Annotated in this window: 18 protein-coding genes; 7 read left to right on the forward strand and 11 right to left on the reverse strand. The window is 71.6% G+C overall.

The genetic code is table 11. From position 1 onward, the window contains the following. The first annotated feature begins 12 nt into the window (after positions 1-12). The gene (locus tag ACFV2X_RS22000; RefSeq protein ID WP_385618941.1) at positions 13-1203 is read left to right on the forward strand and encodes a barstar family protein; all 1191 of its coding nucleotides are present in this window, start codon (positions 13-15) and stop codon (positions 1201-1203) included. A 36-nt stretch (positions 1204-1239) separates the two neighbouring features. Here ACFV2X_RS22000 and ACFV2X_RS22005 read toward each other — a convergent pair whose 3' ends face one another. The 4 genes from ACFV2X_RS22005 to ACFV2X_RS22020 form a co-directional block, all read right to left on the reverse strand. Continuing rightward, a complete protein-coding gene (locus ACFV2X_RS22005; RefSeq protein ID WP_385618943.1) occupies positions 1240-2259 on the reverse strand; it encodes a helix-turn-helix domain-containing protein in 1020 nt (339 codons plus the stop codon). A gap of 89 nt (positions 2260-2348) precedes the next feature. After that, entirely contained in the window at positions 2349-2585 is a 237-nt protein-coding gene (locus tag ACFV2X_RS22010; protein WP_385618945.1) for a hypothetical protein, read from the reverse strand. Positions 2586-2627: 42 nt separating this feature from the next. Then, positions 2628-3053: a winged helix-turn-helix transcriptional regulator gene (locus ACFV2X_RS22015; RefSeq protein ID WP_385618947.1), complete on the reverse strand. Its 426-nt coding sequence runs from the start codon at positions 3051-3053 to the stop codon at positions 2628-2630. A 65-nt stretch (positions 3054-3118) separates the two neighbouring features. Beyond that, the gene (locus tag ACFV2X_RS22020; RefSeq protein WP_385618950.1) at positions 3119-5314 is read right to left on the reverse strand and encodes a glycogen debranching N-terminal domain-containing protein; all 2196 of its coding nucleotides are present in this window, start codon (positions 5312-5314) and stop codon (positions 3119-3121) included. A 132-nt stretch (positions 5315-5446) separates the two neighbouring features. Between ACFV2X_RS22020 and ACFV2X_RS22025 the strand changes: the two genes are divergently transcribed. The 5 genes from ACFV2X_RS22025 to ACFV2X_RS22045 all read left to right on the forward strand — a co-directional run bounded on the left by ACFV2X_RS22025 (position 5447) and on the right by ACFV2X_RS22045 (position 10824). Next, on the forward strand, positions 5447-6523 hold the full coding sequence (locus ACFV2X_RS22025) for a LacI family DNA-binding transcriptional regulator (RefSeq protein WP_385618953.1): 1077 nt from the start codon (positions 5447-5449) through the stop codon (positions 6521-6523). 125 nt (positions 6524-6648) lie between these two features. Next, complete coding sequence (locus tag ACFV2X_RS22030; protein ID WP_385618954.1) at positions 6649-7899, forward strand: extracellular solute-binding protein; 1251 nt, start codon at positions 6649-6651, stop codon at positions 7897-7899. A gap of 237 nt (positions 7900-8136) precedes the next feature. Beyond that, positions 8137-9123, forward strand: coding sequence for a carbohydrate ABC transporter permease (locus ACFV2X_RS22035; protein ID WP_385619197.1), 987 nt, complete (start codon positions 8137-8139; stop codon positions 9121-9123). Further along, entirely contained in the window at positions 9120-10076 is a 957-nt protein-coding gene (locus ACFV2X_RS22040; protein WP_385618957.1) for a carbohydrate ABC transporter permease, read from the forward strand. Before ACFV2X_RS22035 ends, ACFV2X_RS22040 begins: the two co-directional genes overlap by 4 nt. 85 nt (positions 10077-10161) lie before the next feature. After that, the gene (locus ACFV2X_RS22045; protein ID WP_385618959.1) at positions 10162-10824 is read left to right on the forward strand and encodes an NADPH-dependent F420 reductase; all 663 of its coding nucleotides are present in this window, start codon (positions 10162-10164) and stop codon (positions 10822-10824) included. 105 nt (positions 10825-10929) lie between these two features. On the opposite strand, the gene ACFV2X_RS22050 is transcribed toward ACFV2X_RS22045, so the two are convergent. The 4 genes from ACFV2X_RS22050 to ACFV2X_RS22065 form a co-directional block, all read right to left on the reverse strand. After that, positions 10930-12036, reverse strand: coding sequence for a chondroitinase-B domain-containing protein (locus ACFV2X_RS22050; protein ID WP_385618961.1), 1107 nt, complete (start codon positions 12034-12036; stop codon positions 10930-10932). After that, positions 11937-12455, reverse strand: a complete 519-nt coding sequence (locus ACFV2X_RS22055) for a chondroitinase-B domain-containing protein (RefSeq protein WP_385618963.1) — start codon at positions 12453-12455, stop codon at positions 11937-11939. Before ACFV2X_RS22055 ends, ACFV2X_RS22050 begins: the two co-directional genes overlap by 100 nt. Positions 12456-12527: 72 nt before the next feature. Then, a complete protein-coding gene (locus ACFV2X_RS22060) occupies positions 12528-12782 on the reverse strand; it encodes a discoidin domain-containing protein (RefSeq protein ID WP_385618965.1) in 255 nt (84 codons plus the stop codon). Between the two features lie 541 nt (positions 12783-13323). Further along, a complete protein-coding gene (locus ACFV2X_RS22065) occupies positions 13324-16818 on the reverse strand; it encodes a hypothetical protein (RefSeq protein WP_385618968.1) in 3495 nt (1164 codons plus the stop codon). 490 nt (positions 16819-17308) lie between these two features. Here ACFV2X_RS22065 and ACFV2X_RS22070 point away from each other — a divergent pair, with 490 nt between their 5' ends. Continuing rightward, positions 17309-18982 carry an immunity 49 family protein gene (locus ACFV2X_RS22070; protein ID WP_385619200.1) on the forward strand — a complete coding sequence of 558 codons (1674 nt, stop codon included), beginning with the start codon at positions 17309-17311 and terminating at the stop codon, positions 18980-18982. Positions 18983-19028: 46 nt separating this feature from the next. Here ACFV2X_RS22070 and ACFV2X_RS22075 read toward each other — a convergent pair whose 3' ends face one another. From ACFV2X_RS22075 to ACFV2X_RS22085, 3 genes are all read right to left on the reverse strand, one after another. Further along, on the reverse strand, positions 19029-19904 hold the full coding sequence (locus ACFV2X_RS22075) for an NAD(P)H-binding protein (RefSeq protein ID WP_385618970.1): 876 nt from the start codon (positions 19902-19904) through the stop codon (positions 19029-19031). 126 nt (positions 19905-20030) lie between these two features. Continuing rightward, positions 20031-20900 carry a YwqG family protein gene (locus ACFV2X_RS22080; protein ID WP_385618973.1) on the reverse strand — a complete coding sequence of 290 codons (870 nt, stop codon included), beginning with the start codon at positions 20898-20900 and terminating at the stop codon, positions 20031-20033. 25 nt (positions 20901-20925) lie between these two features. Next, the gene (locus ACFV2X_RS22085) at positions 20926-21699 is read right to left on the reverse strand and encodes a MerR family transcriptional regulator (RefSeq protein WP_385618976.1); all 774 of its coding nucleotides are present in this window, start codon (positions 21697-21699) and stop codon (positions 20926-20928) included. Positions 21700-21732: the final 33 nt, after the last annotated feature.

The raw sequence follows: 21732 nt of genomic DNA on the forward strand, positions 1-21732 counted from the left end.
AGCGGCGCGCGCGTGCACCGTTGGCCGGAGGGGGCCGGTCGGGGGGACACTCCCGCGTTCGCCCTGGCCGACTCGGATGACCAGGGCGTCTGGGGGGTCTGCGCCGATGTCTCGGGCCTGTTCGTCGACCCGCCCGTCTGCTCCTACCAACTCCTGGCCTGCGCCCCCGCCGGTCCGCTGCGCGACGCGCTGTACGAGAGCGGAAAGGCGCCGTACGAGCCGCGGCCGCTGGGCGACCTGTGGCTGCGGCCCGTCGGCGACGAACGGTGCCCGGAGGGTTCGGAGCGGCTCGACGCCTGGCGGTTGGAGGACGTACGGGTCATCGGCCACCGCCCCCACCCCGCCGACCCCTCCCTGACCGACGTCTTCATCGAGGGCGCCGACGGCTACCCGGACCCGCCCGACGAGCCGTACCTGGCGGCGGGCCTGCTGCTGCACAACGGCCGTGAACACCTCGGCACCTGCGCCGACTTCTCCGACATCGTCGCGCCGGACGCCCCTGACGACGAGCCGCCGGACACCCCGCTGTGTCTCCTCGGCTGCGCCCCAGGCGACCGGCTCCGGTCGGCGCTCGCCGCCGGGACCCGCCGCCGGCTGCGGCTGGGGGAGGCCCAGCTGCTCGTCCTCGACCGGAACGGCGCGGAGGACACGTACCGGTACATCACCGCCGAGATCGCCGACTGGAAGCCCTCACCGCTCGGCCCCGGCCTCCTCGACATCCGCCTCACCCAGGGCCTGCGGGACCCGCCGCCCCCGCGGGCCCGCTCCTTCTGGCAGCGGTGGTACGACGGTCCGCCGACGGCCCCGAACCAGTGGGCCGGGTACGGGACCCGCGACCGTGAGCTCTGGCTCGACTGCGTGCGCGAGCGAGGGTGTGCCCCGTCCGTTCCGGCCGCGCCGCCAGGGCGCGTGTACGAGCTGGACGGGCGGCACATCACGGATGTGCCCGGCCTCTATCTCGCGATCGGCGAGGCCATGCGCGGCCCCGGCGGCTACTTCGGCTGCAACGCCGACGCGCTGGACGACTGCCTCGGCGGAGGTTTCGGGGTCACCACGCCGTTCACGCTGGTCTGGCACGATGCGCGGATCGCGCGGCGGAGCCTGGGGCGGGTCCTCGACTCGCAGGGGGATCCGTACAGCTACTTCGACGTGGTGCTCGAGGTCCTGAAGGACGGCCGGGTCGAGGTGCGGCTGAGGGACTGAGCGACTGAGCGACTGAGCGACTGAGCCTGAGCCGCCTCAGGTGCAGTCGTTGGTGGCGTCCCAGCAGGTCTCCTCCGGGAAGGGGTCGCCACCGTCGGACGTCGGCGAGGTGTCCGTCGTGGGCGGCGGGTCGTCGGGGAGCGAGGGCGGGTCGTACGGGGTCCACTGCGATGTCGGTGAACTCCGCGAGGGCTTGGGCTTGGGGGCCGTCGTCTTCGCGGGCGTGGGCGGCGACGAGGTCTCCCGCGGTTCGGTGGCCGACTGTTCGTCCTTGGCGGGTTTGGCGTCGGCGGCGCTGGAAGTGGCACCGCCCGAGGGGCGGCTCGGTGTGCCCGAGGGGGTCGTGTTCGCCGGGGCTTCCGTACGGCTGCTCTCGCGCGGCTCGTCGGGGCGGTCGCCGGGGCGCAGAATCGCCGTGGCCGCGGCGGTCAGGAGCACGATCGCGACCGTGGCGGCGATGATCACGCCCGGTCGCCGGAGGCGGCGCCCGGCCGCCTTCAGCCCCTTCGGCCGTGTTGGCTGCTCTGGCCCCTCGGGGTGCGGTGTGCGGGGGGAACTTTCCGGCTCCGGGGCCGGCTCCCGGTCCGGCGCTGTGTCCGGTACGGGGTCCGGTACGGGGTCTGGGTTCTCGGCCTCGGGTTCGGGATCCTCGGCCAGCGGCTCGGGATCCTCAGCCACCGGCCCGGGGGCCTCAACCACCGGCCCAAGGTCCTCGGCCACCGACTCCGCCTCCACCGTGGGTGACGGCTCCTCGGCATCGGAGGGCTCCTGCCCGACCTCGACGGCCAGGCGCTTGCGGACCCCGACCCACGCCTCGACCGTGGCCTCGTCACCGCCGCAGGCCCGGACGAAGGCCGCCACCAACTCCTCGCGGGGCAGCTCCTGTCTGTTCAGCGCCCCGGCGAGGGTGGCGCGCGGCAGCACGTCCCCCGCCGCCCCGGCCCGGCGTTCCAGCTCGCGATAGCTCAGATCCGCCCACTGGCGCAGCTGGCGCATCACCGCCACGAACTCCGTGGAGTCCTTGACGTCGTGTGGCAGTGGAATCCTTCCGTCCACCTCGGCCCCCCGTGTGTTTTGTTGTGTCGGAGCTCGGTCCTCCCGGGGAGCTTAAACGGCTCGCCATGAAAACTCGTCAAGAATCAGGGTCACTTGCCGCGCATATGCCGTTCGACGACCTCGCGCACCCGAGGCCGCAGCCACCCGTCTTCGCCGCGCGGGTCCAGCCCTTCCGCCTTGAACACGGCATCGGTGAACTTGTCCACGCCGGCGGGCGGCGCTTCGCGCAGCCGCCGTATGTCGTGCGGTGGAAGGCAGAAACCGAGGTCGACACACAGCTCGTAGAGGAGCGCGTAGACCTCCTCCGATGACAGTCGTTTTGTCATGCCTCGGTACGGTACCGGCGACGCCGGGCCCGGGCACGTGAGTTATGCGTGCCGCCGTGCCTCGAACCGGTCCTGTGCGGCCAGCACGTCGTCCGTATGACGCTTCGCCCACGCGCCCATCGCCCGCATGGGGACGAGCAGGGCGGTTCCGGCCTCGGTCAGCGCGTAGTCGACGCGCGGCGGCGCCTCCGCGTACGTACGGCGCTCGATCAGGCCGTTGTACTCCAGGCGCCGCAGCGCGTCGTTGAGGACCTTGGGGCTGATCCCGCCGATCCGGGCGACCAGCGCCCGGGGCCGCATCGGGCCGCATGCGCCGAGCGTGTAGACCACGACGCTGTCCCAGCGGTTCGCGAGCACCTCGAACGCGATACGCGCATGGCAGTCCGCGGTGTACGCCGTGTCCCCCGTGTCGGCGGCGTGCGCGGCGTCAGCTCGCGCGGCGTCCCGCGGGCAGCTCGGCTTCTCCATACGCGCATCCTGCCCGATCCGATGCACACCACGCGGTGTGCATCGGCCGTCCTGAAGCCCCGGCCTCAGGCCGTGACCACCTCCAGTCCCTCCGGCGCCGTCACGCTCACCGCCCCGTCCGCCGCCAGCGTGACGTCCAGCTGCCCCCCGCCGACCTGGAGCCCGGTCACCGTCAGCGGGCCGTACGCCCGGGCGAAGGTGGGGGCCACCGTGACCGTGCCGCCCGGGACGTCCGCGTCCAGGCCGAGGGCCGAAGCGAGGACCTGGACCGAGGCGGCGGCCGCCCACGCCTGGGGGCGGCAGGACGCCGGGTAGGGGGCGGGGCGCGGGCCCGCGTCGGCGCCGTGGCCGGCGAAGAGCTCCGGCAGCCGGGCATCGAAGGTCGCCGAGGCCGTCAGCAGGCCCGCCGCCAGCGACGCCGCCGCGTCCGGGAAACCGGCCCTGACCAGGCCGTGCACGGCGATCGCGGTGTCGTGCGGCCAGATCGAACCGATGTGGTAGCCGTACGGGTTGAAGCCCACCGAGTCGCTGCTCAGCGTGCGCAGGCCGTGGCCCGAGTCGAGGTCGGGGCCGGCCAGCCGGGCGGCCAGCGCCGCGCTCTCCTCCTGGTTCAGCAGGCCGGTGCCGAGCAGGTGGCCGAAGCCCGAGGTGACCGAGTCCACCGGCCGGCCGTCGCGGTCCAGCGCGACCGCCGGGTACGGGCCCCGCGCGTCCTCCACCCAGAAGCGCTTACGGAACCGGTCGGCGAGCCCTTCCGCCCACTCCTCCCACGCGTCCGCGCCCGGCCGCCCGAACGCGCGCAGCAGCGCCGCCCCGCCCCGCGCGGCCTCGTACGCGTACGCCTGCACCTCGCACAGCGCGATCGGCGGGTCGGCGAGGCGGCCGTCGCGGTGGCGGATGGCGTCGCCGGAGTCCTTCCAGCCCTGGTTGGCCAGGCCCCGGCCGGTCCGGTCGACGTACTTGAGGAAGCCGTCGCCGCCCGCGTCCGCCTGGTCGCGCAGCCAGCCGAGCGCCGACTCGGCGTGCGGCAGCAGCTGTTCCACCTCGGCCGGGGCCAGGCCCCAGCGCCAGGCGTCGTGGAGCAGGGTGATCCACAGGGGGGTCGCGTCCACCGTGCCGTAGTACACCGGCGGGAGGGAGAAGGTGTCCGTGAAGTCCTGGGTGGCGCGCCGCACCTCGTGCAGGATCTTGCCCGGCTGTTCCTCCGTCGCCGGGTCGACGGCCGTGCCCTGGCGGCGGGCGAGGGTGCGCAGCGTACCGGCCGCGAGGTCGGTGCCGAGCGGCAGCAGCATCCGGGCGGCCCACAGCGAGTCGCGGCCGAAGAGGGTCAGGAACCACGGGGCGCCGGCGGCCAGGAACTGATCCACGCCGCCCGTGCCGGCCCCGCCCCTCTCGTCGGATCGCGGGTCCATCAGGCGCAGCCGGTCCGCGTCGGCGACCGACTGGTCCAGCCACTGGTCGAAGCGGCGGTCCGCGCTGCGCAGGGCCGGGGTGCGCCACGGCACGGCGTCCGCCGGGGGCGCGGGGAACTGGTCGCCGTCCGCGTACGCCGCCGTGCAGCGCAGCGTCGCCGTCCACGAGGTGCCGGGGGCCAGTTCGACGTCGTACGACAGCCGGCCCTCCGCCGCCCGGCCCTCCGCCGCCTCCGCCGCCTCCAGCGCGTCCTCCTCCAGCGCGTCCGGCGCCGGCTCGCTGGTCAGGCGTACGGAGAACCCGTCGCGGGACCACGCCAGACCGTGTCCGTCGCTCTCGACCCGTGCCCGTACCGGCTCCAGGACGTGGCCCGACTTCACCCGCTCCATCAGGGCGAGGTCCGTGGCCGCCGTGACCGTCAGCCGGAAGCGGACCCGCTGGGTGCCCACGTTGGTGACCTCGAAGCTCTCCTCCAACCGCCCGGAGGCGACGGTCCGGCGGCGGAGCAGGGTGACCGCCGGGTCGGGCGTCACCTCGCCGAGGCCCCGCAGGACCGACCGGAAGTCCGCCCGGTCGGCCCCCCTGAGCCCGCCGCCGACCGGGGCCAGGGCGATGGGCCCGGCCGTGACTGCCTGAGCCGTGACCGTCAGATGGGACAGCGCCCTGCTGTCGCCGTGGTAGAAGCCGTCCGCATCCCCGCCGAGCTGCCCGTCCGCGCGCGAGATCACAAAGCTCGGCGCGTACAGCGTGACGACCGCGTCGTGCAGGAACGGCTGCAGGTCCGCGGCCACCGAAGTGGTTGCCGTGACCGAGTCGTTGGTGTCCTGAGGCTTGACAGTGGTGTCCAAAAGAGTAGAACCTCTCAGCGTTGGATCGTTCAAAAGACATTAACGGCCTCTTGAGGGCGCTGACAATGCCTTTGGAACGCTCAAATCAAGCCTGTGGGACTGGGCTTGCAACCTCGTAGGCCGGAGACCCGTATGCCCCGCTCCACCAGCAGTTCCTCGCCCAAGGGCAGCGCCAAGGGCGGCCCGGTGACCCTCGCGATGGTCGCTCGCCGGGCCGGTGTCTCCACGCAGACCGTGTCCAACGCGATCAACTCGCCGGAGCTGCTGCGCCCCGAGACCCTGGAACGGGTCCGCCAGGCGATCGACGAGATGGGCTACCGCCCGAGCCGCGCCGCGCAGACGCTGCGCACCCGCTCCAGCAAGCTGATCGGCTACGGCATCCAGCCCGCCCCGGGCGGCAACACCGCCCCGGTCATGGACCGCTTTCTGCACGCCCTCTCCCAGGCGGCCGACGAGGCCGGCTACCGGATCCTGCTGTTCTCCTGCCCGCCCGGCGGCCCGAGCCTGGAGGGGTACGACGAACTGCTCGCCCAGCACGACGTCGACGGCTTCGTGCTCAGCAACACCGCCCGTCAGGACCCGCGCCAGGCGTGGCTGGCCAAGCGGGGCGTGCCGTTCGTCGGCTTCGGCCGGATGTGGTCGGGGCGCCAGATCGGCGACTGGGTCGATGTCGACGGCGCCTCGGGTACGGACGCCGCCGTGGAGCACCTGGTCGCCCTCGGACACCGCAAAATCGCCTTCCTGGGCTGGCCGCGCGGCTCCGGCGTCGGTGACGACCGAGCCGAGGGCTGGCAGCGGGCCATGCGCCGGCACGAGCTGCCGACGCGCGGACGGCGCGCGGAGAGCGTGGGCGACGTCGAGGCGGCCCGTATCGCCGTGAAGCCCTTACTGGACGCGGGTGCCACGGCCGTGGTCGCGGCCAGCGACATGCTGGCGCTCGGCTGCTACCACGCGCTGCGCGAGCGGGGCGCCGCCCCGGGCCGGGACGTCGCGGTGGTCGGCTTCGACGACTCGCCGACCGCCGGGATCCTCTCGCCCTCCCTGTCCTCCGTCGCCCAGCCGCTGGAGGCGGTCGGCCGGGAGTGCGTACGGCTGCTGCTGGCCCGGATGGCCAACCAGGACGCGGCACCGGAGCGCGTCCTGCTCGAGCCGTCCCTCGTCGTCCGAGACAGCGCCACGGCGCCGGGTTCCGACGCACCGACCCCCTGACACACCGACACCCCGGCCCCCTGCACCTCTGACACGCCGGCACGCCCCGACGCGCCGCGCCCCCCGACATCACCTCTCCTCCACCCCCCGAGCCGCACGTACCACCCCGAATCCACGGAGGAATCATGGTCCCCCGCACGGCCGCCGCCGCCCTCCTCACCTGCGCGGCGCTTCTGACCGCCACCGCCACCGGATGCTCGTCGAGTTTCGGCGGCGACAAGGAGAAGAAGCAGGACACCAGTGCCAAACAGCACCTGAAGGTGCTGATAGCCACCTCGGGTGACGCCGAGACCAAGGCGGTCAAGGAGGCGGCGGCCGCGTACGAGAAGAAGTCCGGCAACAAGGTGACCGTCGAGGCCGCCAAGGACATGAACCAGCAGCTCGCGCAGTCCTTCGCCGGCCATAAGCCGCCGGACGTCTTCTACGTCAACTCCGACATGTTCGCCAACTACGCCAAGGGCGGCTCCCTCTACGCGTACGGCGACAAGATCAAGGACGCGGACGACTTCGCCGAGCAGCTGCGCTCCTCCTTCACCTACGACGACAAGCTGGTGTGCCTGCCCAAGGACACCTCCACCCTCGCCCTCGCCATCAACACCGACCTGTGGAAGAAGGCCGGGCTGACCGAGAAGGACTACCCGACCTCCTGGGAGCAGCTGCGCAAGGTCGCGGGCAAGCTGACCGGGGACGGGGTCACCGGCCTGGTCACCAGCGACGAGTACCAGCGGCTCGGCGTCTTCATGAAGCAGGCGGGCGGGTGGATCACCGACGCCGGGCAGACCAAGATGACCGCCGACAGCGCGAAGAACGCCGAAGGGCTCGGCTTTGTGAAGTCCCTGCTGAAGTCCGGCTCGATGAAGTACGCCAAGCAGGTCGACACCAGCTGGGGCGGTGAGGCCTTCGGCAAGGGCAAGGCCGCCATGACCATCGAGGGCAACTGGCTGACCGGCGCCATGAAGCTCGACTACCCGGACGTCAAGTACAAGGTGGTCGAGCTGCCCGCGGGCCCGGCCGGGAAGGGCACGCTCGCCTTCAGCAACTGCTGGGGCGTGGCCGCCGAGAGCGCCCACCAGTCGGCGGCGGTGGACCTGGTGAAGTACCTGAGCTCCGGTGAGCAGCAGCTGAAGTTCGCCGAGGGCTTCGGCGTGATGCCGTCGCGCACCAGCGCCCTCGCCGAGTACGCGAAGCAGGAGCCGGACGCCAAGGCCTGGGTCGACGCCAACTCCTACGCACAGGGCCCGGTGACCATCGCCGGATTCGACAAGGTGCTCAGCCAGTTCAACACCGAACTGCAGTCGCTGCCCACCACCGACCCGAAGAAGATCCTCGCCAACCTCCAGCGCAACGGCGAACAGGCCCTCGCGAAGGGCAACTGAGCCGTTATGCCCTTCCGCACCACCCCGCGTACGGCGCGCCGCACCCCTCGCGGCGCGTCGTCCGGCCCCCGCCCGGCCCCCGAGGCCGGCGGCGGGGGTCCCCGTACGGCCGGCTCGCCGGGCGCACCTGACGCGCCCGGCGGGTCCGGCCCCAAGGCGGCGCCCCGCACCCCAAACACCCCGTCCGCGGGGCGCCGCCGCGGAGAAGGCGCCTGGGGATGGCTGTTCGTCAGCCCCATGGTGCTGATCCTCGGCCTGTTCCTGGTGCTGCCGATCCTGATGGCCCTGTGGGTGAGCCTGCTGGACTGGGACGGGCAGTCGAACCCCTTCGACGGCCAGACCAAGTTCGTCGGCCTGGACAACTACCGGGCGCTGCTCACCGAGGACGGCCTCGACCGCACCCTCTTCGCGACCTCGCTGCGCAACAACGCCTACTACGTACTGCTGACCGTGCCGCTGCAGACCGGGCTCGCGCTCGTACTGGCGCTGATCGTCAATCAGCGGCTGCTGCGCGCCAAGGGCGCCCTGCGCACCACGTTCTTCTTCCCGTCCGTCACCAGCTCGATCGCGGTCTCCACCGTCTTCCTCTTCCTCTTCCAGGGCAGCGGGGCCGTCAACACGCTGCTGTCCTGGATCGGGATGAAGGGCCCGAACTGGTTCGCCGATTCGCGCGGGGTGCTCTCGCTGCTGCTCGGCGGCCTGGGGATCGTCGACCTCGACCACCCCACGGGTGCGCTGGCCGACCACTCCTTCATGGGTCTTTCCTGGTACGAGTGGCTGTCCGGGCCGTCCGTCGCGATGTGCACGATCATCCTGCTCGCCGTGTGGACGACCTCCGGCACCTTCATGCTGATCTTCCTCGCGGCCCTCCAGGACATCCCGCGGGAGCTGGAGGAGGCGGCCGCCATGGAGGGCGTGAACCGGCGCCAGATGCTGCGGTACGTCACGCTGCCCGCGCTGCGGCCGGTGTTCTTCCTCGTCCTCACCCTGGGCACGATCTCCACCTGGCAGGTCTTCGACCAGGTGTATGTGATGGGCCAGGGCGCCCCGGGCAACACCACGCTGACACCGGCCTTCCTGTCGTACTCGTCGGCCTTCGACGGCTCCGACTTCGGGCAGGGCGCGGCCATCGCCTTCATCCTGCTCGCGCTGATCCTGTGCATCACCGCCCTGCAGCGCTGGGTGCTGCGGGAGCGCGGCCCCCGCCCCGGGAGGAACCGATGAACGCCGAAGCCAGGGTCAAGGCCAGGGGCAACGCCAACGCCGGGGCCAAGATCAAGGCCAGCGCCAAGGCCGCCGCCCGGGCGCAGGGGCGCCCGGTGCTCGGCCGGTTCCCGCTGCCGCTGCGGGTGCTGGGGTATGCGCTGGTGGTGGGGCTCGGGCTGCTGTATCTGCTGCCGTTCGCGCTCCAGTTGATCACCGGGTTCAAGACGGACCCGGACGCGGCGGCGCACCCCCTCGGGCTGGTGCCCACCACCCCGACGACCGCCGCCTACCAGCGGTTGTTCGGGCTGAGCCAGGCCGGCGACGGGGTGCCGTTCCTGCGCTGGCTGGGCAACTCCGCGTTTGTCGCGGTCCTGGTCACGGCCGGTCGGGTGCTGTTCGACTCGATGGCGGGGTACGCGCTGGCGCGGCTGCGCTTCCGGGGCCGCTCACTGCTGTTCGGCTTCGTCCTCGCGGTGATGGCGGTGCCCGGGGTGGCGCTGCTGATCCCCAAGTTCCTGGTGTTGAACACCTTCGGGCTGTTCGACACCTACACCGGCATGATCGTTCCGCTGCTGGTGGACGCGGCGGGCATCTTCATCATGAAGCAGTTCTTCGAGTCGATCCCCCGGGAGGTCGAGGAGGCCGCGCGGGTGGACGGCGCCGGGGTGTTCCGGACCTTCTGGTCGGTGGTGCTGCCGATGGCGCGGCCCTCGCTGCTCACCCTGACGATCCTGTCCTTCCAGAGCTCGTGGAACGAGTTCACGCACTTCCTGGTGTCCACCCAGTCCGGCGAGTACGAGACGCTGACGACCGGGCTCGCGCGGTTCATCTCGGGCGGCCTCGGTGGCGGTACGCAGTACCCGCTGAAACTGGCGGCGGCCCTGCTGGCGACGGTGCCGGTGGCGGCGCTGTTCTTCTGCTTCCAGCGCTACTTCGTCCAGGGGGCGAACTCGGGGGCGGTGAAGGAGTAGCGGCCCGACGCACACCGCGTGGTGTGCGTCGGCCTGCCTAAAGTCCCCGTGGTCAGTCACCACTGTTTCATCGGACGGGAGCACCATGACGATGCGCATCGGCATTCTGGGCACGGGCGGGATGGCCACCACACTGGGCGGCGCATGGGTCCGCGCCGGACACGACGTCCTCATCGGCGGTCGCGACGACGCGGCGGCCAAGGCCACGGCGGGGCGCATCGGCGCCACCGGCCACGGCACGCTCGCCGACGCGGCGGCGTACGGCGACGTCGTTTTGGCGGCGGTCCCGGCGGACGTGGCACCCGAGTTGGTCAAGGGGTTCGCGGAGGTCCTCGACGGCCGTACGCTGATCGACTGCACGAACCCCATCGTGCCGACCGACGACGGCCTGACGCTGTCCACCGGCGGCACGACCTCCATAGCCCTGCGGATGGCGGAGGCCGCGCCGGGCGCCCATGTGGTCAAGGCGTTCAACCTCTGCCACGACAGCATCTGGACCCTGCCGCAGCCGACGTTCGAGGGCGCCCCGCTGGCGGTTCCGTACTGCGGCGACGACCCGGGCGCCCTCGACCGGACCGCCGCGCTCATCACCTCGATGGGCTGCACGCCCATCCCCTGCGGCGGGATCGCCCGCGCGGTGTACGTGGAGGCGACGGCGGCCCTCGCGATCGGGGTGTGGATGAACGGCGCTGAGCCGCGCTTCGCGTTTCCGGTACCCATGGCGGCGCCGGGCGCGGCTGCCTCCTAGGGTTTCCGGGAGGGGCACGACTTGTCGGCACGGGACCGCCGTGGCCGGGTGCGCTGCCTGCCGTACGACCGGTGATGGCTGACCACCACCGGTCGTTGGCGCGTCCTACGGAGCGCTTGGGCCGACGTCGGTCGCGCTGAGCGGGGCTCGGGTGACAGCGGACGCCGACCGCTCGTCCGCGCCGACGTCGACGACGCCGGTGCGAGCCTGACCGTCCATGTCGTCGGTCACGAACGCGGAGCTGTCGGTGCCGGTGTCGATCGCCGGGCTTCCCGCACCGATCCGGTGCACCGGTCCGTCGGGGGCCAGCAGTGGATCGATCACCTTGATGGCGCCGGAGGGCACGGTCACGCCAACGGACGCAGAGCCTGTCGGCCACGCGATGTTGCCGGCGTAGCTCATGTTCAATGGTTTCTTGACTTCGTTGAACAGCTTGCCTTGGCTTCCCGTGACCACATTGTTGGCGATGATCGAGTCGACCGGCGGGAGCTTGTAGTTGGCGCCGACCTCGATATTCGACACGTTGCTCACGAAGGTGTTGTTCACGACGGTCGCCCGGTAGACACGCCAGTGCGCACTCAGCGCCCCTGAGGTGTCCACGTCGCCGCCGTCGATCTGCAGCGCGGCGTCGTAGCCGGTGCCGGTCAGGCCCTCGAAGTAGTTGTTGTAGATCGCGTGGTCCTGGCCGTAGATCCGGATTCCTCCGGTTCCCGCCTTCCCCTCCCCGAGGAAGAAGTTTCCGTAGAACGCGCCACGGTTCCCGTGCCGCTGTGACAACACGCCCTGCGAGGTGCGGAACGTGTTGTAGCGGACGATGTTGTCGTTGCTCTTCACGGAAACGATCTCCGGATCACCGTCGCAGTTCTCGAAGAGGTTCGACTCGACGACGGTGAATCCGTTCGCCTGGGAGATCCCGCTCCAGCCGACCCGGATCGCCTCCATTTCGTTCTCGGCACGCGGACCGATGTTGCGGAAGTGGTTGTGGTCGATGAGATCATGCTGCGACTGCTGGGTCTCGGAGCCGTCGATGGTGATGAAGTTTCCGAGTTGGTGCTTCTCCTCGAACAGGTTGTGATCGATCCGGTTGTGGTGGCTGTTCGCACCCTGGATGATCACCACTTCAGTGAGGATTCCTCGGTCAGCCGGAAGTGGTTGCGGGTCAGTCGAACATGGTTCGAGCTGGTGATCTTCAGCGTGTCGCTGTTCGTCCACTTCAGACCTTCGAAGGTCACGTACGCGGAATCCTTCACCTCCAGCTGCCCGTCGTCGATCACCGCCTGCCCTCGGTGCTCCGCGATGACGGTGATCGGCTGGTCGGCGGTTCCGTTCCTGCCGGTCATCTTGCCGACCGCGTAGTTGCCGTCTGCGAGCACGATGCGGTCCCCGGCCCGCGCGTCCCCGAACGCGCTCCGCAACTGGTCCGAGTCCGCGACGCGGACGGTGCGGCCGGGGCCCTGATCGTCATCGTCGCCGTCACCGCCGTCGGGCCCGTTGACGGTTGTCTCGGTGATGCTGGTCCAGTCGTTGGTGGTGTTGCCGTGGCCGACGATGCGCAGGTATCGGGCGGAGGTGTCGGCGAAGTCGTAGTTCTGCGGTTGGAGTGTGGTGCCGTTGCTGGTCTTTCGTGCCAAAGGCGTTGTCCAGGACGATCCGTCGTTGGACAGTTGGACGTCGAAGGTGTCTTTCCTGGTGTCGCCCTTGTGTCAGGCGATGGACACCGAGCCGATGGCCTGGGCCGAGCCGAGGTCGTACCGGATCCACACTCCGTCGCCCTCGGCGGACCAGCGGGTGCTCAGGTCCTTGTCCAGGGTGTTGGCGGGGACGTTTCCGTCATCCGCGCTGGCCGAGACTCCCGTGACTGTCACTGGAGAGCCCGCCGCCGACGCGACCGGGTGGAGCGCCCCCGAGACCCCGAGGGCGAGCACCCCTACTATGAGTGCACGATACGTTCGTCGCATAGAGCCTCACTTAGGTTGAAGCACCAGCTCAACCGAAGTGGTTGAGCTGGTGCTGAACGGCTGTGTCCGAACACCGCGAGGTGGTGCACGGCGATGCGGCGTGCCGAGCCGGGGCCGTGTCGGAGAGCGTTCTTCCAGGTGTGGCGCTACGGCCGCCCGGCCGGGCTCCGGCCCGTCGGCCAGGCTGTCAGGGGCGTGGCGGGACCGGTCCCACAGACAACCGCTGCCTTATGGCGCGTTGTGCGGCGGGTGCGCGATGTCTTCCGGCCTCGCGTACCACTCGTATCCACCGCCGCGCGGCCGGAGGAACGCGACGCGCGGCCACTGGGCGGCGGGCTCGTTGCGGGGAGGCAGAGTTCGTGTTGGTCGATGACGGCTTCCAGGGTGCCGACCCGCTGTGTTTCGGTGTCCAAGGCCAGCTCTCCCGGCCGCATGCGGCGGATGCTCAAGCTGGTCCGCCCGCATCTCAAGAACTCCGCCGCCCGCACGCTCCACGAGCGCGCGCGAACGGTAGTCCCGGCCCAGCGGGACGCGGCGCCCCTCAACCCTCGTCCGGCAGCGGCGGCAGGTCGTCCCACGTCCACCGGGCGGCGGGCCGCCAGTCGGCTTCCCGTCCGTAGCGCGGCACGGGCATGGGCACCTCCCTACCGGCTCTCGTGGCGCGGCAGGCCAAGGTGTCGGCGGCCTGGGGCGCCCCTGCCGCCCGCAGCGCCTTCAACAGTGATTTCACGCCGTGCGAGGGGGTGGGAACGGCGTGGATCTCCGGACGGCGGTCGAGCAGCGTAGCGAGGGCCTGCGTCGCGCCAGTCGTGCGCAATGCCTCCAGCAGGGAGGCGACCGCGGCCGGGTCGGTGAGGGCGGCCTCGCGGGCGGCGCGGTGTGTCAGGGCATCGGCGGCGTCCGCCCGTAGCCTCCCCAGCAGGCGGACGATCATATGCGGATCGGTGGTCGTGGTCATGACGCGCTGCGCCAGGGTGCCCGCGGCCTGATGCGCATGGGCCCTCATCAAATCGTCCAGCAGGAGGTTGACGGCGTTCGTGTCGGTGAGATCCGTATGGTCGACGATGCGGTGCGCGAGGGTGTTCGCGGCCTCCGGCCCCAACCACTTCAGCATGGTGGCGGCCATGTTCCTCTGGGTGGGATCGGCCTCGGTGATGACGCGGTGTGCGAGGGTGCCCGCGGCCTGGTCCGCGCCGATTCTCACCAACTCCTCGAGCAGATGGACGACGCTGTCCAGGTCACTGAGGTCCGCTTGCGCCTCCGGATGACGGTCCAGCAGTGCGTGAACCGCCTCCCACACTTCGACGGTGCACAGCTCCCGCAGCAGCAGGGCGACGCCCCGGGGATCGGTGAGGTCCGCGTGGATCTCCGGGTGACGGTCGAGCAGTTTCTGGACTCCTTCGTCCTCCCTGATCGCCCAGAGCTCCGCCAGGAGGCGGACGACGTCGCGCGACTCGGTGAGTTCGGCCTCATCGGCGGCACGACGTGCCACAGTGCCCGCGGCCTCCGTGGCGCCCGTCTTCCGCAGTTCCTCAAGCAAACGAGCGGCGCCGAGCGGGTCGGTGAGATCGACGGAGAGGTGCGGGTCGCGGCCCAGCAGCGCGGACATCGCCTCGGCCGGGCCGGCTTTCCGTAACTGCTCGAGCAGCAGGGCCAAGCCCTGCGGGTCGGTGAGGCTGACCTGGCCGGCCACCTGGTGCGCCAGCGCGTCGGTGGCCTCGTCCGCGCCCGCGTCCCGCAATGCTTTCAGTAGGAGGGCGGCTGTACGCGGTCTGGTCAGACCGGCCGCAGCAGCCACGCGACTTGCCGCCGTATCCACGGCCCGGCCCGCATCGACTGCCATTGCCTTCCCGAGGAGGGCGGCGGTGGTCCACTCGGTGAGATCAACCTGATCGGGGATCCGGCGGGGGACCGGAGGGGCTACGGCTGCGGCGGTGGCCCATGCGGCGACATCGACTCGGCCGACGATCCGGCGCGCCAGAACGGCCGCGGCCTCCCCGGTGCCCAGTCTCGCCAGGGAACGGAGCATGCCGGCGGCGGCGTGCGGGTCGGTGAGATCGGCATGGTCGGCCACCTGGCGTGCCACTGCTTCCGCGGCCTTGTCCTCGCCCGCCTCCCGCAGCCACTCCAGCAGGAAAGTGGCACCGACCGTATCGGTGATCGGGGCTTCGGTGACGATGCGGTGCACCACGGTCCGTACGGCCTCCTCGGCGCCCGTCTCTCGTAACTCCTCGAGCAGGAAGGTGATGTGGAGCGGGTCGGCGAGATCCAGGTGGTCCTGTGGACGGCGGCCGAGCAGTACGGCGACTCCCTCTTCGGCGCCTGCGTGCCGGAATCTACCGAGCAGGGAGTCGACCGTCTTCGGGCTGCTGAGGTCGGTGTGGGCGGCAATCCACCGGGCGGCGCGGGGAACGGAGGGGTCGTCAAGCGTGGCGAGGCGGTGGAGCAGGGTGGCGGAGGCTCCGGGGGCGCCCGCCGCGACGGCTTTGCGCCCCAGCAGGACCGCCTGCCGGTAGAGGGTGCGCTCCCAGGCGGCGTCGGCGAGCCGGGCCAGGTCGGCGGGGTCGGTGGTGTGGTCCAGCAGGCCCTGCCACAGCGAAGGGGTGCCGAGCTGGTCGACTCTCAGCAGACGGGTGTGCTGGTCGAGGTAGTCGGCCGGTTCGTAGTGGGCTGGGGTGCCCCCGCGGGAGCGCAGGGCGGTCAGCGGGGTGAGGGCCCGGCGGATATCGGTGCGGGTGCCGTCGTGGCGTTCTCCGGTGCTGAGGGCTGTCAGGGCGTGTTCGGCCCAGTCGGGGTCTCCGGGGCGAGTGCGGTCGGTGAGCGCACCGTCGGCGGCGTCGGCGAGCAGGGCGGCGGGGATCGGAGCGTGGTGGCCCAGACGGCGCGCGTCCAGGGCGGCGGTGATCAGGGCGTGGTCCACAGGGGTGTACGGGTCGCCGGGGCCGCGCTGATAGGCGGCCAGCAGCTCCGGACCCCCACTGAGGTGCTGCACGACGCGGCCGTCAGCCGCTCCGGCCTTCAGCGCGGCGGCCAGGCGGCGGTCGTCCTGTCGATCGGCCAACTCGCGCCACCGCGCCCGCTCGTCTTCCGCCAAGGTGGAGGTGACGTCAATGCGGTGGGTGACCGTGGCGGTGAGCAGGGCGCGGGCGTGGCTGTGCGGGTCTTCCGGCGCTCCGGTGGCGGCCAGATCGGCCCAGTAGGGGTCGGGCCACAGGGTGCCGACCGCGACCACGCCGGGCCGGGTGTGCAGCAGCTGCAGCAGGGCGGCTGCGGCCTGTTCGCTGTCGTGGCCGTAGAGGTGCCGTTGCGTTTCGTTCAGCCACAGCACCACCCCGGCCGTGACGCGGCCGGTGTCCAGCAGGTGCAGCAACTCCACCGCGGTGCGGGGGCGCAGCAGAGGGTGATGGGGCGCGAGGTCGCACAGCGCCTCGTACAGGGCGCGGGTCTTGCCCGTGGACGAGTCGCCGGTGAGCATCACCAGGACCGAAGGCCCCCCGTCCAGGGCGGGGGTGAGGGCGGACCTGATCGCGATGTCATGCGCCCTGGGCAGGTAGGGGGTCAGCTCGGGCAGCGCCGGGGCGGGACCTTTCTCGGTGTGGGGGAGGGCGGCCCGGTGGACCTCCAGCACCGCTGGACCGGCGGTCGTCACCGTCTGCGTCGGGTCCTCGCCCGGCTGCTGCGGGGGACCGGGGGGACTACGGCGCGCCGCGGCGTGTTCGGTACGGGCCCGCTCCAGCTGTTCGCGCCACCACCGCTCGTCAGCCGCCTCACCGGCCCACGACGCCCACAGGACGACCAGAGCGAGCACCTGATCGTCGCTGCCGTCCTGGGGCACCTTGAAACGGTCCGGATGTTCAGGCGCCCAGTCGCTGACGCGCTTCCCACGGAAAGCCGATGCGCCGGGCATGGCCGAGGCGCGGACGCGGGCCTGGACCACCGCCTGACTGCGGGACAGGCCATCGCGGGAGCGAGCCTGCTCGGCGCGCTCCCGCAATCCCCGCAGCCGCGCGTAGAGCTCGCGAACCTGTGGTCCCACCGGTCCTCCCCCTGCCGCCGTGCCGCCGGATGCCCGCGGCGGGCGCGGCGGGCGACCGGCGGGCAGGTGCGGTGACCAGCAGCGTAGAGGAGGCGGGCCGCCCAGTGCCCGCGATGGGGGACGAGGTGCGCGGTGCGGCGGGAGAGTCGGTTGTCGTCACGCCGGGCCCGGTGCGTGTGACAGCTCGATCCGTCCTGTGAGAAAGGGGAGTTGTGTTATGGCCGAGCGCCGCCGTCGTACCCGCCGAACCTCCGTCCGCCCGTCCGCCCCCGGTCCCGTCCCGCTGTGGCGGGAGGCCGCCCGACGCGCCGTGGTGGGGTTGGCCGCCACCGTCGGACCGGTCACCGTCGCCGTTGTGCAGTGGTGGCTCCGCGTAGGCTGACGCCGGAACGCGTGAACGGGGAGCAAGGCAGTGCGGATAGAGCGACACCAGATAGGCGAGGCCGCGGTTTCGGCGGCTCTTGAGGACTTCGCCAACCGGATCGGTTCGATGGTCCACTCCATGTCGAGGGCCGGCCGGATCTCCACCTACGAGTGGGAGCTGATCGCGGAGGAATTCCTCGACTACCTGGGCGCTCTGTCCGTCGGGACCCCCGACCTCGACACCCCGGAGGCCAAGGCCGTCCTCGACAACGCCACCGAGGCCGCCGCCGGTGCCGTGGCGTATGCCGCGTACTACCCGACCAACCACTTCCAGGTCTTCCTCGACTATGTGAACTTCGGGATGACCTACGACCCCGGTTCCGAGGGCGACCCGGAGTCCATCTCCGCGCACCGCTGGCTCGACGCCTTCTGCCTGGCGGTCCTCGCCGACAGGGCCTCATGGCACGGCGAGGCGTTCCACTTCGCCCGTGAGCCGTTCGAGAAGGACGGGGCCGGGCGGCCCGCCGTCGAGCTCATCAACGGCTTCATGGCGTACGTCATCGGGGACACGGGAGACGACGACGCCGACTACCCGCCGACAAAGGAACAGAAGCTCGCCGCGCTCGATGCCGCGCTGGCCCGGATACGGGCCCTCGACGCCGCGCCCGGCGAGGGCGGCCTCCTCGACCAGCCGCAGTCCATCGGGCTGGCCGCGCTGCGCGCCCTGACCACCGGAGACCGGGACGCCTTCCGCACCGCGCTGGCCAAGCTGCTGCTTCCGCACAGCGCCATCCCCGGCCCCGGCGCCAGGCCCCGTACCCTCCTGCCGCTCCTGCCGCTGGCCCTGACCGCGCTCGCCTACCGCCGCGAGGGCTGGCAGCCGCCCGTCGACACCGGGTATCTCCCGCGGGCGCTGGTGACCGGGTTCGAGACCGCGGGGCCACGGGTCCAGGCGTACGGCCGGGTACGGCGGCCGGACGCGGTCGCCGCGCTGGCCGCCGGGCCGGTGGTGGTCGAGCGGCCCGAAGCCCCGCAGGAGATGCACCCGGAGAGCGAGGCCCTGTTCGAGCAGTACACCAGGGAGGCCCTGACGTCGGAGGACGGAAAGCCGCTCTCCGCCTGGAACCTGTCGGATGCCGTGCGCTACCAGGACCTCCTGTTCAAGGCCCGCGCCTCGCTCACCTCCGACGTCACGGACCAGCAGCTGGAAAACCTGCGCCTCGCCGCGGAACTGGGCGCGGCGCTGTTCCGCGCCACGCTCGCCGAGCCCGGTACGGACGTCGAGGTGACGATCGGCGGCAGCACGCTCAGCTACCCCGCCTACCACGGGGATCAGGCCGGGCCCGGCGCCTGGCACACCGCCATGAACTTCGCCCTGATCGGCGGCCGGCGCGAGGACATCGCCGCGCTCGTCCTCAGCGGCTCCGCCCGCCTGGAAGGCGACGGCTCCGCCTTCGCCTCGTACCGCCGGGCGCTCCACGACTACTTCCGGGGCGTGGACCCCGAACCCGCCACGGACCGTGCGCTTGAGGACTGCGAGAAGGCCAGGACCTGGGGCTTCTTCCCGCCGCCCGGCGTTCTCTTCTCCCAGCTCGTCGAGGGCGACGAGGAGAGCTTCAACCTCGCCCTCATCGACGCCCTCGAAGCGCACCGCGACCACTACCGGGTCGCCGACCGTGCTGATGACTCCGACGCCGCCATCGACCTCGACATCCTGGCCCTGGCCTGCCACGCCCGCCGCCGGGGCTGGAACATCCGGGTCGTCTCCCCCTACCTGCCGCCGCGCCTGCTCGTCAGGTGAAGCCGGGGGGTCAGGTGAAGCCGGGGGGTCAGGTGAAGCCGGGGGGTCAGGTGAAGTCGGCGGCGTGGTCGGACGCCCAGGCGCGGTAGGTGCGGGCCGGTGCGCCCGTGACCGCCTCGACGGCCCTGGTGATGACCGGGGGAGAGGCGTCGAGCATCGCGGCGTAGCCGTCGAGGAGCGGGTCCACGAAGGAGCCGGGGAAGGAGTCATCGGCCAGCAGCCGCTGACGTGCTTCTTCCCGGGACAGCTCCTGCCACCGGAGGGGACGCCCCAGCACCTCGCCGATGGTGCGCACCTGCTCCGCCTGGGTCAGGACTTCGGGTCCCGTGAGGGCGTAGGCGGTGCGCCCGTGGCCGTCCTCGGTGAGGGCCCGCACCGCCACGGCGGCGATGTCGGCCTCGTGGAGCAGGGCCATGGGCAGGGCCCCGTACGCGCCCCGGACGACGTCCCCGGCGCGGATCTGATCGGCCCACCACAGGGTGTTCACGGCGAAGGTGCTCGGGCGCAGATGGGTCCAGACGAGCCCGGACCCCTCGATGAGGTGTTCCACGGACGCGGACCACCGGCCCACGGCGTGCCGCTGCCGCTCGCGGGGGACTCCCTCTTGGACGGCGGCGGACGACAGGAACACCACCCGGCCGGTATGCCACTTGAGGGCGTCCACGACGGCGGGTGCCGGATCGGCGCCGTGGAAGGGCCACATCAGGAACACCGTGTCCACCCCCTTCAACGCCGCCTCCAGCGCGGCCGGGTCGGCCAGGTCGCCCTGGCGTACGTCGACCCCGCCGGGCAGGGCGGCGGCGCCGGGATCGCGGGTCAGCGCCCGCACCTCGCCGGTACGCCCGGCCATGAGCTGGGACACCACCTGCCGCCCCACATTCCCGCTCGCCCCCGTGACGAGAATCGTCCTTCCGGCAGCCATCCGCGCTCTCCTTGCCTGTACGTCCGTTCCGAGGGCTTCACGATCGGTGAGCCAGGGGAGCGGTGCCAGTCGGCAGGGCTCATGTGCGGGAAACCGTCATCGCAGCCCTCGATATGACGGATGCCGTCAGTGGGACTGCCAGGTGAAGCGGGCCTGGTCGAAGCGGTGGGCGGCGAGGTCTTCGGGGTCGATCAGCCAGTAGAGGGCGCCCCCGTCGCCCCACATCATGTCGGCGTCGTCGTCGGAGGCGATCTGGAGAAGGAGCCGCCAGCGTGCCTCCTCGGCGAGAATGTCGTCGTAGTGGGGGTTGTCGGGATCGAATTCGTTCAGGTCCCAGTCGTTCGGGAAGTCGCCGACTTCGTACCCGACCTCGCCTTGGATGTTGGCGGGTTCGCCGCCCACTTGGTGGTGGACCCGGCGCAGATTCCACACGGCGTCCTGGAACTCGACGTACACCGGATCGGTGGACACCGTCTCGTAGTCGAGGCCGAGTGGGCCGCGGACCTCGGCGTCGGTGAGCTGGGGCAGGTCGACGGCCGCGTCGGTGCGCAGCGGCACGCGACGGTACGGCTTGAGCGGGGCCGGGGCCGGGTGCGGCAGAACGGGCGTGTCGGCGGGGACGTACAGGATGCGGGACCCCGGACGGGACTCGGGGTTCGAGGGGCTCACCCACGACTCGTATTCGTCGGCCTGTCCGTCGAAGAAGAAGAACAGCAGGGTGCCGTCGGCCGGCAGGGCCAGTCCGGTGGCGGCGGCCGACAGCCGGTCGCAGTCGAGCGAGGCGACGAACGACAGAGGGCCGTGTCCTTCCCACACCGGCCACTCGACGGCCTCGGGAAGCAGCGGCTCACCGCCGAGCACGCCGACGTGTTCGTCTCCGGGACGGGCGGGCGAGAGGACCTGACCTCTCGGTTCCAGCAGGGAGCAGAACCGGTCCGCGAGACCGGAGGGAAGCCGTTCGTGCGCCAACTCGCTGAGGAGGGGAAGACTGAGCATGGGCCGATGATGGCAGGGGCCACTGTCATCCCCGGTCCTGATCTCCCTCCGCCCACGCCGCCAGCTCCGCGCGGATACGGCGGTCCATGGCCATCGACAGCTCGGCGTCCACGACACCCTTGGCCATCGGCCGCAGTTCCTCCAGCGTCGCGCCGATCCGGGAGGCGGGCTCGGCCAGGACGGTGGTGCGCAGGAGGGCGGCGAAGACCTCGGCGATCGCGTCCACATGGTGGCGTACGTCGCGGGCCGCCCCGAGCACGGCGGCGAGCGGGAGGCCCCGGTCCACCAGATCGCGGGAGACGTCCAGCAGGCGGCGGCTGACATGCACCAACTGGTCGCCGTCGACCGCGAGATAGCCGAGGTCGAGGGAGGCCGCGAGGTTTTCCGGCGTCGCCTGCCCCTGGAAGTAGTCGGCCAGGGCCTCCGGGGTGAGCCGGACCGGGGTCTCCTGCGACCAGGCGGGGACGGGGATGGGGGTGGAGCGCAGGCCGAGGAGGTCGGCGACGTCGCGGGCGCCGCTGTCGAAGGCGGCGAGGAGTTCGGCGATGCCGCCGAGGGTGTGGCCGCGCTCCAGCAGGGCGGCGATCGTATGGAGCCGGGTCAGGTGGTGGTCGTTGTACCAGGCGACGCGGCCCTCGCGGCGCGGCGGCGGGATGAGCTTCCGCTCCCGGTAGAAGCGCAGGGTGCGCACGGTGATCCCGGCCTTCTCGGCCAGCTCTGCCATGCGGTATTCGCCAGTCTTCTCCGCGCCGCCCAAGCCAGGGTCGTCCGCGCCCTTGCGTTCTTCGCTCGTCGCCACGTCAGCAGCCTATGCCCGCACCACAGAGCGGTG

This window comes from Streptomyces sp. NPDC059679 (assembly GCF_042734105.1).
In the GTDB taxonomy this organism is placed as follows: Bacteria; Actinomycetota; Actinomycetes; order Streptomycetales; family Streptomycetaceae; genus Streptomyces.